Annotated in this window: 21 protein-coding genes; 18 read left to right on the top strand and 3 right to left on the bottom strand. The window is 69.5% G+C overall.

What is annotated here, in order from left to right; genetic code table 11:
• The first annotated feature begins 20 nt into the window (after window positions 1-20).
• The 17 genes from rplF to mgrA all read left to right on the top strand — a co-directional run bounded on the left by rplF (window position 21) and on the right by mgrA (window position 11300).
• Complete coding sequence (gene rplF, locus AB4Y76_RS06460; RefSeq protein WP_441923322.1) at window positions 21-563, top strand: 50S ribosomal protein L6; 543 nt, start codon at window positions 21-23, stop codon at window positions 561-563.
• Between the two features lie 2 nt (window positions 564-565).
• Window positions 566-949, top strand: coding sequence for a 50S ribosomal protein L18 (rplR, locus tag AB4Y76_RS06455; RefSeq protein WP_441923320.1), 384 nt, complete (start codon window positions 566-568; stop codon window positions 947-949).
• Between the two features lie 28 nt (window positions 950-977).
• The gene (gene rpsE, locus AB4Y76_RS06450; protein WP_441923318.1) at window positions 978-1598 is read left to right on the top strand and encodes a 30S ribosomal protein S5; all 621 of its coding nucleotides are present in this window, start codon (window positions 978-980) and stop codon (window positions 1596-1598) included.
• Window positions 1598-1780 carry a 50S ribosomal protein L30 gene (gene rpmD, locus AB4Y76_RS06445; RefSeq protein ID WP_441923317.1) on the top strand — a complete coding sequence of 61 codons (183 nt, stop codon included), beginning with the start codon at window positions 1598-1600 and terminating at the stop codon, window positions 1778-1780. Before rpsE ends, rpmD begins: the two co-directional genes overlap by 1 nt.
• Window position 1781: 1 nt before the next feature.
• Window positions 1782-2225, top strand: a complete 444-nt coding sequence (rplO, locus tag AB4Y76_RS06440; protein ID WP_441923315.1) for a 50S ribosomal protein L15 — start codon at window positions 1782-1784, stop codon at window positions 2223-2225.
• A 244-nt stretch (window positions 2226-2469) separates the two neighbouring features.
• Window positions 2470-3765 carry a preprotein translocase subunit SecY gene (gene secY, locus AB4Y76_RS06435; RefSeq protein ID WP_441923313.1) on the top strand — a complete coding sequence of 432 codons (1296 nt, stop codon included), beginning with the start codon at window positions 2470-2472 and terminating at the stop codon, window positions 3763-3765.
• Window positions 3762-4337, top strand: a complete 576-nt coding sequence (locus AB4Y76_RS06430) for an adenylate kinase (RefSeq protein ID WP_441923311.1) — start codon at window positions 3762-3764, stop codon at window positions 4335-4337. Before secY ends, AB4Y76_RS06430 begins: the two co-directional genes overlap by 4 nt.
• A 14-nt stretch (window positions 4338-4351) precedes the next feature.
• On the top strand, window positions 4352-5170 hold the full coding sequence (gene map / locus AB4Y76_RS06425) for a type I methionyl aminopeptidase (protein ID WP_441923490.1): 819 nt from the start codon (window positions 4352-4354) through the stop codon (window positions 5168-5170).
• A 298-nt stretch (window positions 5171-5468) separates the two neighbouring features.
• Window positions 5469-5690, top strand: a complete 222-nt coding sequence (gene infA / locus AB4Y76_RS06420; protein WP_027860491.1) for a translation initiation factor IF-1 — start codon at window positions 5469-5471, stop codon at window positions 5688-5690.
• 30 nt (window positions 5691-5720) lie between these two features.
• Window positions 5721-5834 (top strand): 50S ribosomal protein L36, encoded by a 114-nt coding sequence (gene rpmJ, locus AB4Y76_RS06415; protein ID WP_004008316.1) that lies wholly within the window; start codon window positions 5721-5723, stop codon window positions 5832-5834.
• A 199-nt stretch (window positions 5835-6033) separates the two neighbouring features.
• Window positions 6034-6408, top strand: a complete 375-nt coding sequence (rpsM, locus tag AB4Y76_RS06410; RefSeq protein WP_056599771.1) for a 30S ribosomal protein S13 — start codon at window positions 6034-6036, stop codon at window positions 6406-6408.
• 70 nt (window positions 6409-6478) lie between these two features.
• Entirely contained in the window at window positions 6479-6886 is a 408-nt protein-coding gene (gene rpsK, locus AB4Y76_RS06405) for a 30S ribosomal protein S11 (protein WP_056862096.1), read from the top strand.
• A gap of 27 nt (window positions 6887-6913) precedes the next feature.
• Window positions 6914-7522 carry a 30S ribosomal protein S4 gene (gene rpsD / locus AB4Y76_RS06400; RefSeq protein WP_441923305.1) on the top strand — a complete coding sequence of 203 codons (609 nt, stop codon included), beginning with the start codon at window positions 6914-6916 and terminating at the stop codon, window positions 7520-7522.
• A 62-nt stretch (window positions 7523-7584) separates the two neighbouring features.
• The gene (locus AB4Y76_RS06395) at window positions 7585-8598 is read left to right on the top strand and encodes a DNA-directed RNA polymerase subunit alpha (RefSeq protein ID WP_441923303.1); all 1014 of its coding nucleotides are present in this window, start codon (window positions 7585-7587) and stop codon (window positions 8596-8598) included.
• Between the two features lie 101 nt (window positions 8599-8699).
• Window positions 8700-9269, top strand: a complete 570-nt coding sequence (gene rplQ / locus AB4Y76_RS06390; protein ID WP_441923301.1) for a 50S ribosomal protein L17 — start codon at window positions 8700-8702, stop codon at window positions 9267-9269.
• Window positions 9270-9405: 136 nt separating this feature from the next.
• Window positions 9406-10236, top strand: coding sequence for a tRNA pseudouridine(38-40) synthase TruA (gene truA / locus AB4Y76_RS06385; RefSeq protein WP_441923299.1), 831 nt, complete (start codon window positions 9406-9408; stop codon window positions 10234-10236).
• Window positions 10237-10274: 38 nt separating this feature from the next.
• Window positions 10275-11300 (top strand): L-glyceraldehyde 3-phosphate reductase, encoded by a 1026-nt coding sequence (mgrA, locus tag AB4Y76_RS06380; protein ID WP_441923297.1) that lies wholly within the window; start codon window positions 10275-10277, stop codon window positions 11298-11300.
• Window positions 11301-11304: 4 nt separating this feature from the next.
• Here mgrA and AB4Y76_RS06375 read toward each other — a convergent pair whose 3' ends face one another.
• A complete protein-coding gene (locus AB4Y76_RS06375) occupies window positions 11305-12978 on the bottom strand; it encodes an FAD-dependent oxidoreductase (protein WP_441923295.1) in 1674 nt (557 codons plus the stop codon).
• Between the two features lie 129 nt (window positions 12979-13107).
• Here AB4Y76_RS06375 and AB4Y76_RS06370 point away from each other — a divergent pair, with 129 nt between their 5' ends.
• Window positions 13108-13713: a class I SAM-dependent methyltransferase gene (locus AB4Y76_RS06370; RefSeq protein ID WP_441923293.1), complete on the top strand. Its 606-nt coding sequence runs from the start codon at window positions 13108-13110 to the stop codon at window positions 13711-13713.
• A gap of 9 nt (window positions 13714-13722) precedes the next feature.
• Here AB4Y76_RS06370 and AB4Y76_RS06365 read toward each other — a convergent pair whose 3' ends face one another.
• Together AB4Y76_RS06365 and AB4Y76_RS06360 are read right to left on the bottom strand one after the other, a co-directional pair.
• Complete coding sequence (locus AB4Y76_RS06365; protein WP_441923291.1) at window positions 13723-14652, bottom strand: FAD:protein FMN transferase; 930 nt, start codon at window positions 14650-14652, stop codon at window positions 13723-13725.
• A complete protein-coding gene (locus AB4Y76_RS06360; RefSeq protein ID WP_441923289.1) occupies window positions 14649-14927 on the bottom strand; it encodes a hypothetical protein in 279 nt (92 codons plus the stop codon). Before AB4Y76_RS06360 ends, AB4Y76_RS06365 begins: the two co-directional genes overlap by 4 nt.
• Between the last annotated feature and the right edge of the window lie 28 nt (window positions 14928-14955).

Genomic DNA, 14955 nt, shown 5'->3' with positions numbered 1-14955 from the left:
AACAGGAGAAGGACTAAGCAATGTCGCGCATTGGCAAGCTTCCCGTCCCGGTTCCGTCCGGGGTGGACATCACGCTCGACGCGAGCGTCGTCACGGTCAAGGGCCCGAAGGGCACCCTGTCCCACACGGTCGCGGCGCCGATCACGGTCGCCAAGGCCGAGGACGGCACTCTCGACGTCCAGCGTCCCAACGACGAGCGCAAGAGCAAGGCCCTCCACGGCCTGACCCGCACGCTCATCAACAACATGGTGGTCGGCGTCACCGACGGCTACGAGAAGAAGCTCGAGATCGTGGGCGTCGGTTACCGCGTCCTGTCGAAGGGCCCGACCGAGCTCGAGTTCCAGCTCGGCTACTCGCACCCGATCATCTTCAAGGCGCCCGAGGGCATCACCTTCGCCGTCGAGTCCCAGACCAAGCTGGGTGTCCAGGGCATCGACAAGCAGCTGGTCGGCGAGGTCGCCGCGAACATCCGCAAGCTGCGGAAGCCGGAGCCCTACAAGGGCAAGGGCGTCCGCTACGCGGGCGAGCACATTCGCCGCAAGGTCGGAAAGGCCGGTAAGTGATCATGGCGATCTCCCTGAAGCACAACAAGCACACCGCCGGTCGGACGGCGTCGCGCCTGCGTCGCCAGATGCGTGGCCGCAAGAGGATCCACGGCACCACCGAGCGTCCGCGCCTGGTCGTGACCCGCTCGTCGAAGCACATCACCGTCCAGGTCGTCGACGACCTGGCCGGCAAGACGCTGGCCTACGCCTCCACCATGGAGGCCGACCTGCGCACGTTCGACGGCGACAAGACGGCCAAGGCGAAGCGCGTCGGCGAGCTCGTCGCCGAGCGTGCCAAGGCCGCGGGTGTCGAGGGTGTGGTCTTCGACCGCGCCGGCAACAAGTACCACGGTCGCGTCGCGGCCCTCGCGGACGCTGCCCGCGAGGGTGGACTGACCTTCTGATCGCGAAGACAAGGAAGAGGTAGATCTCATGAGCGGAGCCCAGCGCGGACAGCGCGCCGGCGGCGACCGTCGTGGAGGCCGCGACAATCGCGGTGGCCGTGACAACGCCGACAAGACCGCCTACATCGAGCGGGTCGTCGCGATCAACCGTGTCGCCAAGGTCGTCAAGGGTGGTCGTCGCTTCAGCTTCACCGCCCTGGTGATCGTGGGCGACGGCGACGGTCTGGTCGGCGTCGGCTACGGCAAGGCCAAGGAAGTTCCCGCGGCGATCGCCAAGGGCGTCGAGGAGGCGAAGAAGCACTTCTTCCGCGTCCCGCGCGTCCAGGGCACGATCCCGCACCCGGTCCAGGGCGAGAAGGCCGCCGGCGTCGTGCTGCTGCGTCCGGCTGCCCCCGGTACCGGTGTCATCGCCGGTGGCCCGGTGCGTGCGGTTCTCGAGTGCGCGGGCATCCACGACGTCCTGAGCAAGTCGCTCGGCTCGTCGAACCAGATCAACATCGTTCACGCGACCGTCGAGGCGCTGAAGATGCTGGAGGAGCCCGAGGCCGTGGCCGCCCGTCGTGGTCTGGCCGTCGAGGACGTCGCCCCGGCTGCCCTGCTGCGGGCGCGTGCCGAGGGCATCGCCGCCGCCGCGGAGGTGACGGTCTGATGGGTCACCTCAAGGTCACGCAGAACAAGGGCCTCATCGGTCTCAAGCAGAACCAGCGCGACACCCTGCGCTCGCTGGGTCTCAAGCGGATCAACGATGTGGTCATCAAGGAGGACCGCCCGGAGTTCCGGGGCATGGTCCACACCGTCCGTCACCTGGTGACGGTCGAGGAGGTTGACTGACATGGGCGCGCTGAAGCTGCACCACCTGCGTCCGGCCCCCGGTGCCAAGACCGCCAAGACCCGCGTGGGTCGTGGTGAGGGCTCCAAGGGCAAGACCGCGGGCCGTGGTACCAAGGGAACCAAGGCTCGCTACCAGGTTCCGGTCGCCTTCGAGGGTGGCCAGATGCCGATCCACATGCGGCTCCCGAAGCTCAAGGGCTTCCGGAACCCGTTCAAGGTGGAGTTCCAGGTCGTGAACCTCGACCGCATCGGGAAGCTCTTCCCCGACGGTGGCGAGATCACGGTCGCGGACCTCGTCGCCAAGGGCGCGGTTCGCAAGGGCCAGCCGGTCAAGGTCCTGGGCGAGGGTGACATCTCCGTCGCCGTCCAGGTCACGGTCGACAAGTTCTCGGCCTCGGCCAAGGAGAAGATCGCGGCTGCCGGCGGCACCGCGACCGAGCTCTGAGCAGAACGCTCCGATCAGGGCAGTGGGCCACCGTCACGGTGGTCCCACTGCCCTGATCTGCTTCCTGGCACGACCGACGTGCGGCGAATCCCGCACGTCACCGAAGGTTCCGGCCCAGGGACCTGGGGGAACGTCTCGCGGCGCTCCCCAGCCCTGTTAGGCTTCCGGAGGCTCCCGAGTGCTGCCGTTCGTGCGGCACTCGCTGCGGGCCGTCCCCGATGATCAGATCGAGAAGAGGTTTCACGTGCTAGGCGCCTTCGCCAACGCGTTCCGGACGCCGGACCTGCGCAAGAAGCTGCTGTTTGTGCTGCTGATCATTGCCCTCTTCCGGCTGGGGTCGCAGATCCCCGCGCCGGGCGTGAACGTGGCGAACGTGCAGGGCTGCTTCGACCAGCTCAGCAACAACAGCATCTACGGTCTGATCAACCTCTTCTCCGGCGGTGCGCTGCTCCAGCTGACCATCTTCGCGCTCGGGATCATGCCGTACATCACGGCGAGCATCATCCTGCAGCTGCTCGTGGTCGTGATCCCGCGGCTGGAGACCCTCAAGAAGGAGGGACAGTCCGGCCAGGCGAAGATCACCCAGTACACCCGGTACGTCACCCTGGCGCTGGCGATCCTGCAGGCAACCGGCATCGTGGCGCTGGCCCGGTCGGGCAAGCTCCTCCAGGGCTGCAACGACCCGCTGCTCTACGACAACGACTTCCAGACCGCCGCGATCATGGTGATCACCATGACCGCCGGCACCGCGGTGATCATGTGGCTCGGCGAGCTCGTGACCGACCGCGGCATCGGCAACGGCATGTCGATCCTGATCTTCACCCAGGTCGTGGCGACCTTCCCGGTCGCGCTCTGGAACGTCCAGAAGGCTCGCGGCCCGTGGGTCTTCGCCGGCGTCATCCTGATGGGCCTGGTGGTCGTCGCCGCGGTCGTCTTCATCGAACAGGCGCAACGCCGGATCCCGGTGCAGTACGCCCGCCGCATGGTCGGCCGCAAGATGTTCGGCGGCTCCTCGACCTACATCCCGCTCAAGGTGAACCAGGCCGGCGTCATCCCGGTCATCTTCGCCTCCAGCCTGCTCTACCTGCCGGCGATGGCGGTCCAGTTCAACCAGAACTCCAACTCCGAGATCCTGGGCTGGGTCTCCAACCACCTGGTCAAGGGCGACCACCCGCTCTACATGGCGCTGTACGCCCTGCTCATCATCTTCTTCACGTACTTCTACGTCGCGATCACCTTCAACCCGCAAGAGGTCGCCGACAACATGAAGCAGTACGGAGGCTTCATCCCCGGGATCCGGGCAGGCAAGCCGACTGAGGAATACCTCAACTACGTCCTGTCCCGCATCACGCTGCCCGGCGCGCTCTACCTGACCGCGATCGCACTGATCCCGCTGGTCGCGCTGGTCCTGGTCAACGCCAACCAGAACTTCCCGTTCGGGGGCACCTCCCTGCTCATCATGGTCGGCGTCGCGCTCGACACGGTGAAGCAGATCGAGAGCCAGTTGCAGCAGCGCAACTACGAAGGCTTCCTGCGATGAGAATGATCCTGATGGGCCCCCCGGGTGCCGGCAAGGGCACCCAGGCGAAGTACGTCGCCGCCAAGTTCGGCATCCCCGCGATCTCGACCGGGGACATCTTCCGGGAGAACGTCTCGCAGGGCACCGAGCTCGGTGTCGAGGCGAAGCGCTACATGGACGCCGGCGAGTACGTGCCCGACGAGGTCACCAACCACATGGTCCGCAACCGGATCGACGAGGACGACGCGGCCCCCGGCTTCCTGCTCGACGGCTACCCGCGCACGCTCGCGCAGGTCGAGGAGCTGGACGGGATGATCTCGTTCACCGGCCACAAGCTCGACGCGGTCGTGGTGCTCACCGTGAACCAGGACGAGCTGGTCGAGCGGCTGCTGCAGCGCGCGAAGGTCGAGGGCCGGGCGGACGACACCGAAGACGTGATCCGCCGGCGCCAGGAGGTCTACGCCGAGCAGACCGAGCCCCTGATCGAGGTCTACCGGGACCGCGGTCTGCTCGTCGAGGTCGATGGCCTCGGTGAGATCGAGGAGGTCACGGAGCGGATCTTCTCCGCGCTGTCCTCCGTCGAGCAGAGCTGACGCACCTCATGGGCATCTTCGGCCGCGGTGTCGAGATCAAGACGCCCGAGCAGATCGACAGGATGCGGGTCGCCGGCCTGCTGGTCGGCGAGACGCTCGAGCTGCTGCGCGCCTCGGTGCGCCCGGGCATCAGCACGGGGGAGCTGGACGCGATCGCGGAGCAGAACATCCGGGCCGGCGGCGGCGTGCCGTCGTTCCTGGGCTACGGCCACCCGCCGTTCCCGGCCACCATCTGCGCCTCGGTGAACGACGAGGTCGTCCACGGGATCCCGGGGGACCGGGTGCTCGCCGAGGGCGACGTCATCTCCATCGACTGCGGCGCGATCGTCGACGGCTGGCACGGCGACGCCGCGATCACCGTCGCGGTCGGCGAGATCCGCCCCGAGGTGCAGACGCTGATGGACGTCACCGAGGGCGCGCTCTGGGCCGGCTTCGCGGCCGCACGCCTCGGTGGCAGGGTCACCGACATCTCCCACGCCGTCGAGCAGCACGTCCGCGCGCACGGCGATTACGGCATCCTCGAGGACTACACCGGCCACGGCATCGGCACCGAGATGCACATGGCGCCGAACGTGCCGAACTACGGCCGCCCCGGCCGCGGCGAGAAGCTGGTCCGGGGGATGGCGCTCGCCGTCGAGCCGATGGTCACCCTCGGCAGCAAGCACACCCTGGTGGCGGAGGACGACTGGACGATCGTCACCACCGACGCCAGCTGGGCCGCGCACTTCGAGCACACCTTCACGCTCACCCCGGACGGCCCGTGGATCCTCACCGCGATCGACGGCGGCAAGGCCAGGCTCGAGGAGCTCGGCGTCCCGTACGGCGGCCACTGAAACAGGGCGACAGATCCCGTTTCGTCGGCAATGACCCGTTTCACACCTGGGCGACCCGCCCTCGATTGGTGATTTCAGCGCCCGGTCCGTAGACTTGCGAGTCGGCCCAACACGGGTCTGTTTTGTGGTGCCTGACGGCTGCCCGGACATCTGCTCCCGCGATCCTTTCGCGCGCGCGTCTGTGCGGGGAAATGAGGGCCATGCAGCAGATCCGTGAGGTCCACCGGTCGTCCCTCGCGGGGCGCCCGGGCGGTTCCCGGGCCAACGGTAGACATCGATCCAACAGATTGTGGAGGACATGCCGAAGAAAGAAGGCGTGATCGAAATGGAGGGCTCCGTCGTGGAGGCCCTGCCGAACGCCATGTTCCGGGTCGAGCTGACCAACGGACACAAGGTGCTCGCCCACATCAGCGGCAAGATGCGTCAGCACTACATCCGGATCCTCCCCGAGGACCGCGTGGTGGTGGAGCTCTCGCCGTACGACCTCACGCGGGGTCGGATCGTCTACCGGTACAAGTGACCCAGCCGAACTAGCAACGAAAGGGCTGACATGAAGGTCAACCCGAGCGTCAAGCCGATCTGTGACAAGTGCAAGGTGATCCGTCGCCACGGCCGCGTCATGGTGATCTGCGAGAACCCGCGCCACAAGCAGCGCCAGGGCTGAGGTTTCGAGGCTCGTGCCTCGCACCTCGACCAGCGTGGAACAACTGAATACCAAGACAACGTGATCGCTTAGCCGCCGCAGGCGGTGAACCACCTCCGGAACGGATGGCCGGAGCTGGGGACGCTCACCCCGGACGCGACACGACCAGACCACCGTGAACCAACCGAAGGGCACCCGTCCTTCACAGAGAGGGCCTGAAATGGCACGCCTTGTTGGTGTTGACCTCCCGCGCGACAAGCGCATCGAGATCGCACTTACCTACATCTACGGCATCGGCCGTACCCGCGCTCAGCAGCTGCTCGCCGCCACCGGGGTCGACCCGAACGCGCGCGTCCACACGCTGGGTGACGAGGAGCTGGTCAAGCTCCGTGACGAGATCGAAGCCAACTTCAAGATCGAGGGTGACCTCCGTCGCGAGGTCCAGGCCGACATCCGCCGGAAGATCGAGATCGGCAGCTACCAGGGTCGCCGCCACCGCATGGGCCTCCCGGTCCGCGGTCAGCGCACCAAGACCAACGCTCGTACCCGCAAGGGCCCGAAGCGGACCGTCGCCGGCAAGAAGAAGGCCAAGTGACCTGCGTCTGACGACGCGTCACTGCTTTCTTCGCTCGATCACCAGCTTCCAGCAAACACAGGAGTACTGAATGCCTCCCAAGAGCCGCGCAGCGGCCGGCGCCAAGAAGGTGCGTCGCAAGGAGAAGAAGAACGTCGCTCAGGGCGAAGCCCACATCAAGAGCACGTTCAACAACACCATCGTCACGATCACCGACCCGACCGGTGCGGTGATCTCGTGGGCCTCTGCCGGCACCGTCGGCTTCAAGGGCTCGCGCAAGTCCACCCCGTACGCCGCCCAGATGGCCGCCGAGGCCGCCGGTCGTCGTGCGATGGACCACGGCATGAAGAAGATCGACGTCTTCGTCAAGGGCCCGGGTTCCGGTCGTGAGACCGCGATCCGTTCGCTCGGTGCCATCGGCCTCGAGGTCGGCACCATCCAGGACGTCACCCCCACCCCCCACAACGGTTGCCGCCCGCCCAAGCGCCGGCGCGTCTGACCCCGAGACCTGAAGGAGTTCTGAAACATGGCCCGCTACACCGGTCCCATGACCAAGAAGTCGCGCCGTCTCGGTGTCGACCTCGTCGGCGGTGACGCCGCGTTCGAGAAGCGCCCCTACGCGCCCGGCCAGCACGGTCGCGCCCGCGTCAAGGAGAGCGAGTACCGCAACCAGCTGCAGGAGAAGCAGAAGGCCCGCTTCACCTACGGCGTGATGGAGAAGCAGTTCCACAACTACTACAAGGAGGCCTCGCGCCGCGCTGGCAAGACGGGTGACAACCTGCTGCAGCTGCTCGAGTGCCGCCTCGACAACGTGGTCTACCGGGCCGGCTTCGCCCGCACCCGTCGCCACGCCCGCCAGCTGGTCGTCCACGGCCACTTCCGGGTCAACGGCATCAAGGTCGACATCCCGTCGTACCAGGTCTCGGCCCACGACGTCATCGACGTCCGGGAGAAGAGCCTGGAGATGACCCCGTTCATCGTGGCTCGCGAGACCCACGGCGAGCGGATCGTCCCGGCGTGGCTCGAGGCCATCCCGAGTCGGATGCGGATCCTGGTGCACTCCATCCCGGTGCGCGCCCAGATCGAGCTGCCCGTTCAGGAACAGCTCATCGTCGAGTACTACTCCAAGAAGTAATCCCGCCCCACAGTGAGTTCGAGCCCGTCAAATAGAGGGTGGGCTCGGAAAGGAAATCACCAGTGCTCATCGCACAGCGCCCGACCCTGTCGGAAGAGGTCGTCGACGAGTTCCGCTCGCGGTTCGTGATCGAACCGCTGGAGCCCGGCTTCGGCTACACGCTCGGCAACTCGCTGCGGCGGACCCTGCTCTCCTCGATTCCCGGTGCCTCGGTCACGAGCATCAAGGTGGACACGGCTCTGCACGAGTTCTCCACGATCGAGGGCGTCAAGGAAGACGTCACGGAGATCATCCTCAACCTCAAGGGCCTCGTCGTCTCCTCGGAGCACGACGAGCCGGTCACCATGTACCTGCGCAAGCAGGGCGCCGGTGACGTCACCGCCGCCGACATCGCGCCCCCGGCCGGTGTCGAGGTGCACAACCCGGACCTGAAGATCGCCACCCTGAACGACAAGGGCAAGCTCGAGATGGAGCTGGTCGTCGAGCGCGGTCGCGGTTACGTCAGCGCGGTCCAGAACAAGGGTGCGGACAACGAGATCGGCCGGATGCCGGTCGACTCGATCTACTCGCCCGTGCTCAAGGTGACCTACAAGGTCGAGGCGACCCGTGTCGAGCAGCGCACGGACTTCGACAAGCTGGTCATCGACGTCGAGACCAAGGCCTCGATCCGGCCGCGCGACGCGATCGCGTCGGCCGGCAAGACCCTGGTCGAGCTCTTCGGCCTGGCCCGTGAGCTCAACGTCGAGGCCGAGGGCATCGACATCGGCCCGTCCCCGGTGGACGAGCAGCTGGCCCAGGACCTGGCCATGCCGGTCGAGGACCTGAGCCTGACCGTCCGGTCCTACAACTGCCTCAAGCGCGAGGGCATCCACACCGTGGGCGAGCTCGTGGCGCGCTCGGAGCAGGACCTGCTCGACATCCGCAACTTCGGTGCGAAGTCGATCGACGAGGTCAAGGCCAAGCTGGTCGAGATGGGCCTGGCCCTCAAGGACAGCGCGCCCGGCTTCGACCCGACCGCTGCGCTGGCGGCGTACGAGGACGACGACGACTCGTTCGTCGAGGACGAGCAGTACTGACATCGGTGGTCGCGCCCGTCGGCTGAGCCGGCGGGCGGGACCTCCACCAGTTCCATCTATCCGAGTACCTGATACGGCTCGGGAGAATCGAGAGAAGCAGAATGCCTACTCCCAAGAAGGGCGCCCGCCTCGGCGGCAGCCCGGCCCACCAGCGCCTGATCCTGTCGAACCTGGCCACCGCCCTGTTCGAGCACGGTCGGATCACCACCACCGAGGCGAAGGCCCGCACGCTGCGGCCGCTCGCCGAGAAGCTGATCACCAAGGCGAAGAAGGGCGACCTGCACAACCGTCGCGAGGTCCTCAAGACCGTCCGCGACAAGTCGGTCGTGCACGTCCTGTTCACCGAGATCGCCCCGACCTTCGCGGAGCGTCCCGGTGGCTACACCCGGATCACCAAGATCGGTCCCCGCAAGGGCGACAACGCGCCGATGGCCGTGATCGAGCTCGTCACCGAGGCCTACACCCCGGCCCCGGCGAAGCCGAAGAAGGAGAAGGCCGCTCCGGCTGCTCCGAAGGCTGAGGAGGCTCCGGTCGAGGAGACCGTCGCCGACGAGACCGTCGAGGAGGCCCCCGAGGCCGCCGAGGCCGAGGTCACCGAGGAGGTCGCCGAGGAGGCTGCCGCCGAGGAGCCCGCTGCCGAGGCCGACGCCGAGGAGAAGCCGGAGGCCTGAGCCCCCGGTCCTTCACGGACACGCTGACGCGAGCCCGTCACCCCGCTGGGGTGGCGGGCTCGTGCCGTTCCTGGTGGACGTCGAGGCGCAGCGCCCGCGCGGCCAACCGGCCGGACGGACCTGACAGACTGGCGCCGTGCGCCTCCGGATCGACCTCGCCTACGACGGGACCGCCTTCCACGGATGGGCCCGGCAACCGACGCTCCGCACGGTCCAGGGGGAGATCGAGCAGGCGCTCGACACCGTGCTCCGGGCCGGCGGCAACCAGCTCACCGTCGCGGGGCGCACCGACACCGGGGTGCACGCCCGCGGGCAGGTCGCCCACCTCGACGTCGACGAGCAGGTCCTGCTCGCGGCGGCGGGTCGGGATGCCGAGGACCCGTGCGGCGCGTTGCTGCGCCGGGTCAACGGCGTCCTGGACCCCGACGTGCGGCTGCACCGGGTCTCGGTCGCGCCGGACGGGTTCGATGCCCGGTTCAGCCCGCTGTGGCGGCGCTACGCCTACCGGGTCGCCGACCGGCCCGGGCTCGTCGACCCGCTCACCCGCGGTCACGTGCTCGCCTGGCCGCGCGAGCTCGACCTGGACGCGATGAACGCCGCCGCGGCCGCGCTGGTCGGGCACCACGACTTCGCGTCCTTCTGCAAGCGCCGTGAGGGCGCCACCACGATCCGGGTGCTGACCGAGCTGCACTGGGAGCGGGTCGGCGGGATCGCCACGGCGACCGTCCGCGCCGACGCGTTCTGCCACAACATGGTGCGCTCGCTCGTCGGCTGCATGCTCGCCGTCGGTGAGGGACGCCGCGAGCCGGGCTGGGCCGCCGACGTCCTCGCCGCGAAGGCCCGCGACGGCGCGGTCACCGTGGTGCACCCGCACGGGCTCACCCTGGAGGAGGTCGGCTACCCCGCCGACCAGGAACTCGCGGCGCGGGCCGGGACGACCCGGGCCCGGCGTACCGAGGACGGGTGACCTCGCCTCCTCCGGGTTCAGTGAGGCAGGGTGGGGGGATGAGCTACGACGCCGCGCCGGGCCGCTACGACGACATGGAGTACCGATCCACCGGGCGGAGCGGGCTGAAGCTGCCGGCACTCTCGCTCGGACTCTGGCAGAACTTCGGCACCGACCGGTCCGAGGAGACCCAGCGGGCGATCCTGCGACGGGCCTTCGACCGCGGCGTGACGCACTTCGACCTGGCGAACAACTACGGGCCGCCGTACGGGCGGGCGGAGGAGAACTTCGGCCGCTACCTGCGCGACGACTTCGCGCCGTACCGCGACGAGCTGATCATCTCGACCAAGGCCGGCTGGGACATGTGGCCCGGGCCGTACGGCCAGGGCGGCGGGTCGCGGAAGTACGTGCTGGCCTCGCTGGACCAGTCGCTGCGCCGGATGGGCCTGGAGTACGTCGACATCTTCTACAGCCACCGCTTCGACCCGGAGACGCCGGTCGAGGAGACGATGATGGCGCTCGACCGGGCGGTCCGCTCCGGCAAGGCCCTGTACGCCGGCATCTCGTCGTACTCGGCGGCGAAGACCTCGGAGGCGGCGGCGATCGCTCGCGACCTGGGCACGCCGCTGCTCATCCACCAGCCGTCGTACTCGATGCTGAACCGCTGGATCGAGACCGACCTGCTTGACGAGCTGGAGGACCAGGGGATGGGCTGCATCGTGTTCACGGCGCTGGCCCAGGGGCTGCTCACCGACCGCTACCTCGACGGGGTGCCGGCGGACTCGCGCGCGGCGCGGGCGGACTCGACGCTGGCCGGGCTCTCCGACGACGTCCTGGAGCGGGTCCGCGCGCTGAACGCGATCGCGGTGGCGCGCGGGCAGAAGCTGGCGCAGCTCGCGCTGCAGTGGTGCTTGCGCGACGCCCGGATCACCTCCGCGGTGATCGGCGCCTCCTCCGTCGAGCAGCTCGACACCAACCTGGACGCCCTCCACGGACCGCCGCTGACCGACGCCGAGCTCGCCGAGATCGACCGCCACGCGGTGGACTCCGGGATCAATCTCTGGGCCAAGCAGACCGAGGACTGAGCGACTACGCGCCCGCGTCGAGGTAGGCGTGCACCAGGGGGACTACCGAGGCGCCCTCGCCGCTCGCCGCGGCGACCCGCTTCATCGAGCCGCCACGGACGTCGCCGGCGGCGAAGATGCCCGGGACGGCGGTCTCCAGGTTCGCCGGGGGAGTGCCGCCCTTCCACAAGTGCTTCGGGATGTCACGACCGGTGAGGACGAAGCCGCGCTCGTCGCGGCAGATGTCGTCGGGCAGCCAGCCGCAGCCGGGGTCGGCGCCGAGCAGGAGGAAGAGGCCGCCGATCTCGCGGCGGGACTCCTCGCCGGTGTTGAGGTCGCGCACCGTGATCCACTGCAGGCGCTCGTCGCCGCCCCCGTCGACGACCTGCGCGCAGGGCAGGACCCGGATCGCGGGGTTGTAGTCGATCTCGCGGATCAGGTAGTCCGACATCGTCGCGCTCAGGTCGGGACGCCGGATCATGATGGTCACCGAGCGCGCGAACCGCGCGAGGTGGATCGCGGCCTGCCCGGCGGAGTTGCCGCCGCCGACCACGACCACGTCGTAGCCCTCCAGCTCGCGGGCCGCGCTGACCGCGGCGCCGTAGTGGACGCCGTTGCCCACCAGCTCCTCCAGCGTGGTGATGCCGAGCCGGCGGTAGTCGACCCCGGTCGAGATCACCACCGACCGGGCGTGGACGTCGCCACCCTCGGTGCGAACGACGTGCGGGGCTCCGTCGGCACCGGGTTCCAGCGCGGTGACCGGCCAGCCGGTGAAGAACCGGGTGCCGAACCGGATCGCCTGGTTCCGGGCCCGCTGCGCCAGCCGCATGCCGGAGATGCCGCGCGGGAAGCCGAGGTAGTTGCGGATCATCGAGCTCGTGCCCGCCTGGCCGCCGATCGCCTCGGACTCGATCACCACGGTCGACAATCCCTCGGAGGACCCGTACACCGCCGTCGCGAGACCGGCCGGCCCGGCGCCCAGCACGACGAGGTCGACGACGGTGTCGACCTCGATGTCGGCCGGCGTCCCGTAGATCAACGAGGCCACGTCGCGCACCGAGCGAGCCACGAAGGGCGGCCGGCCCAACCGGCTGAAGATCGGGAACTCCAGGGGTCCGTCGTACCCGGCGAGGAGCTCCTGGCCGCGCTGCGAGTCCGGGTGCACGACCGCGCTCGGCATCCCCATCCGGTCCAGGTAGTCCCGGATCGAGGTCACCACCGGGTCGCTGCCCGGGCTGACGATCTCCGCCGCGGCGACCTCGGGCACCGCCACCGTCGAGCCCCAGTCGGAGAGGAGCTCGGTGATCGCGGTGTGGAACTCCTCGTCGCGCAGACCCCGCGGCATCAGCAGGTACGCGTCGTACTTCCCGGTCGCGAGACCCGAGCGGAGCAGGTCCGCGTCGGCCATGAAGTGGTCCCAGTGGGCTGCCACGACCCGGCGCGCGGTCGGCAGTGCAGTGCGCCAGACGTGCAGCGCGGGATGGACCTCGCTGTCGGGCAGCCGCGACTCGGTCACCACCAGCGCGACCGGGACGCCGCCGGCGCGGGCGCCCGCGAGCAGATCGGCGGTCTCGCCCGAGCCTGCCGTCACCCGGAGGTCGTACTCCCGCTCGTAGCGGGCGAACTGCTCGCGGAGCACGTCGGCGTGGTCCGGGGCGCACAGGACGATCATCGGCAGCGGGGTCGTGGCGGGGCTCACCTCGTCAACCCTAGGGCCTGTCCCGGGGGAGGGACCCGGCAAGATGGGGCCATGATCCTCGCTCCGCTCGTCAACGAGTTCTCGGCCACTCGGCCACGAGCAAGCTCGGGCACTCGATAACCTCGACTCGTGGCCGACGAGGAGCACTACTTCACCGCGGACCCGAAGGCGCCCTTCAAGCGGGTTCCGGTGCGCGCAGACGTCTGGGGGCACTGGCTCGAGCTGACCACCGGATCCGGCGTCTTCGCGCAGGGCCGGCTCGACATCGGCACCGGCGTGCTGCTCCGCGAGCAGTCACCGCCGGAGTCCGCGCGGCGCGTGCTCGACCTCGGCTGCGGGTACGGCGTGATCGGCCTGGCCGTCGCCGTCGCGGTGCCGGAGTGCGTGGTCACCGCGGTCGACGTCAACGAGCGCGCCCTGCTGCTGGCCAACGAGAACGCCGCCGCGGTCGGCGTCGCGGACCGGTTCACCGCGTCGCTCCCGGACCAGGTCGACCCCGACGCGACGTACGACGAGATCTGGTCGAACCCGCCGATCCGGATCGGCAAGGAAGCCCTCCACGACCTCCTCCTGACGTGGCTGCCGAGGCTCGAGCCGGACGGCCGCGCCCGGCTGGTCGTCGGCAAGAACCTGGGCTCGGACTCGCTGGCGGGGTGGCTGACCGAGCGGGGGTTCCCGACGGCGAAGGTGGCCAGCGCCAAGGGGTTCCGGGTGCTCGAGGTGAGGCGCGGCTGAGCCGCGCGTTCAGGACTGCTCCGGCCAGCCGCCGAGCCGGTGCACCCGGCCGGCGCCGTCGAGCAGCCGCGCCGGCAGCCCGATCGCGTCCAGCCAGTCGAGCCCGGCGTGCCCCTTCACGACGGTCGCGGTGCTCGCCGCGTTGGCGGCCAGGCACGTCCGGGCGACCACGCAGACCGCCGCCCAGGTGTCCGCGACGGGGAGCGAGGTCGCCGGGTCGACGATGTGGTGGCGGACCTCGTCGCCCTGCCGCCAGGTGCGGCGCCGGGTGCTCGAGGTGCTGACGGCCCAGCCCGCCGGGAGCGTGATCCGGGCCGGCAGGTCCGACGGCAGGTCCTGGACGCCGACCTGCCAGCCGCCCTCCGGGGCGAGCCCCGCGGTGGCGATGTCGCCGCCCAGCGACACCAGGGCACCGGCGCCGGTGGCCGCCGCGACCGCACGCGCGCAGCGGTCGGCGGCACTGGCCTTCGCGCTCGCGCCGAGGTCGAGCCGGACCCCGGGCGGCATCGACAGGACGTCGCGGTCGAGGCGGACGGTCTGCCAGCCGCGTACCCGGCGGACCCGGGCGCTCAGCGCGCCGCGGTGCTGGATCAGGTCGATGTCGCGGTCGTAGCCGAGGTCGACGAGCGCGGCGCCGACGGTCGGGTCGAAGGCGCCGTCGGTCAGCGAGGCGGCGGTCAGGGCCTCGGCGACCAGGTCCGACAGCAGCGGCGACAGCACCTGCGGGTGGCCGTCGCCGGACAACCTGCTGAGCTCGCTGCGCGGGTCGAACCGGTCCGCGACCCGGCCGATGCCGGCCAGGATCCCGTCGCAGAGCTCGCGGGCCTCGCGCAGCCGGTCCGGGGCGGTCACGACCAGGCGGGCGTCGGTGCTCCACAGCCGCCAGCTGCTGGTCGCCGTCTCCGGGTGCCGGACCGGCCCGGGCATCAGGGCGGTCATGACCCGCTCGTCGTCGCGTGGGCCGACCCGCTGCCGGCGCTCAGGCTTCCGGTGTCGAGGCCGGAGGTGTCGAACCCGTTGCCCGACCGGTCGGTGGTGGCGTCGTACACGCTGGTGCTGGTGCTGGTGCCGCTGCCGCTGCTGGTTCCGGTCGACGCGTCGGTGTGGGCGGCGATGCCGAGGTATCCGGCGAGGGCGAGTGCCCCCGTGACCGAGCCCGACACGACCGCCCGGCGTACTCGCCGGATCCGCTGTACCTGCTGCTCCCTGTCCATGCTTCGAGCCTGCGCGCGGTTCCTGTGA

It is taken from the genome of Marmoricola sp. RAF53, from assembly GCF_052114005.1.
In the GTDB taxonomy this organism is placed as follows: domain Bacteria; phylum Actinomycetota; class Actinomycetes; order Propionibacteriales; family Nocardioidaceae; genus Marmoricola.
Note: the sequence above shows the minus strand (reverse complement) of the source record. Positions and strands in the feature narration are given on the sequence as shown.

Bases quoted from the DNA above. Each gene is read 5' to 3' on its own strand.
- rpsK (WP_056862096.1), top strand. From the start codon at position 6,479: ATGCCTCCCAAGAGCCGCGCAGCGGCCGGCGCCAAGAAGGTGCGTCGC.
- rpsM (WP_056599771.1), top strand. From the start codon at position 6,034: ATGGCACGCCTTGTTGGTGTTGACCTCCCGCGCGACAAGCGCATCGAG.
- rpmD (WP_441923317.1), top strand. From the start codon at position 1,598: ATGGGTCACCTCAAGGTCACGCAGAACAAGGGCCTCATCGGTCTCAAG.
- mgrA (WP_441923297.1), top strand. From the start codon at position 10,275: ATGAGCTACGACGCCGCGCCGGGCCGCTACGACGACATGGAGTACCGA.
- rpsD (WP_441923305.1), top strand. From the start codon at position 6,914: ATGGCCCGCTACACCGGTCCCATGACCAAGAAGTCGCGCCGTCTCGGT.
- rplR (WP_441923320.1), top strand. From the start codon at position 566: ATGGCGATCTCCCTGAAGCACAACAAGCACACCGCCGGTCGGACGGCG.
- AB4Y76_RS06365 (WP_441923291.1), bottom strand. From the start codon at position 14,652: ATGACCGCCCTGATGCCCGGGCCGGTCCGGCACCCGGAGACGGCGACC.
- AB4Y76_RS06360 (WP_441923289.1), bottom strand. From the start codon at position 14,927: ATGGACAGGGAGCAGCAGGTACAGCGGATCCGGCGAGTACGCCGGGCG.
- rpsE (WP_441923318.1), top strand. From the start codon at position 978: ATGAGCGGAGCCCAGCGCGGACAGCGCGCCGGCGGCGACCGTCGTGGA.
- rplO (WP_441923315.1), top strand. From the start codon at position 1,782: ATGGGCGCGCTGAAGCTGCACCACCTGCGTCCGGCCCCCGGTGCCAAG.
- AB4Y76_RS06430 (WP_441923311.1), top strand. From the start codon at position 3,762: ATGAGAATGATCCTGATGGGCCCCCCGGGTGCCGGCAAGGGCACCCAG.
- rplQ (WP_441923301.1), top strand. From the start codon at position 8,700: ATGCCTACTCCCAAGAAGGGCGCCCGCCTCGGCGGCAGCCCGGCCCAC.
- rpmJ (WP_004008316.1), top strand. From the start codon at position 5,721: ATGAAGGTCAACCCGAGCGTCAAGCCGATCTGTGACAAGTGCAAGGTG.
- rplF (WP_441923322.1), top strand. From the start codon at position 21: ATGTCGCGCATTGGCAAGCTTCCCGTCCCGGTTCCGTCCGGGGTGGAC.
- infA (WP_027860491.1), top strand. From the start codon at position 5,469: ATGCCGAAGAAAGAAGGCGTGATCGAAATGGAGGGCTCCGTCGTGGAG.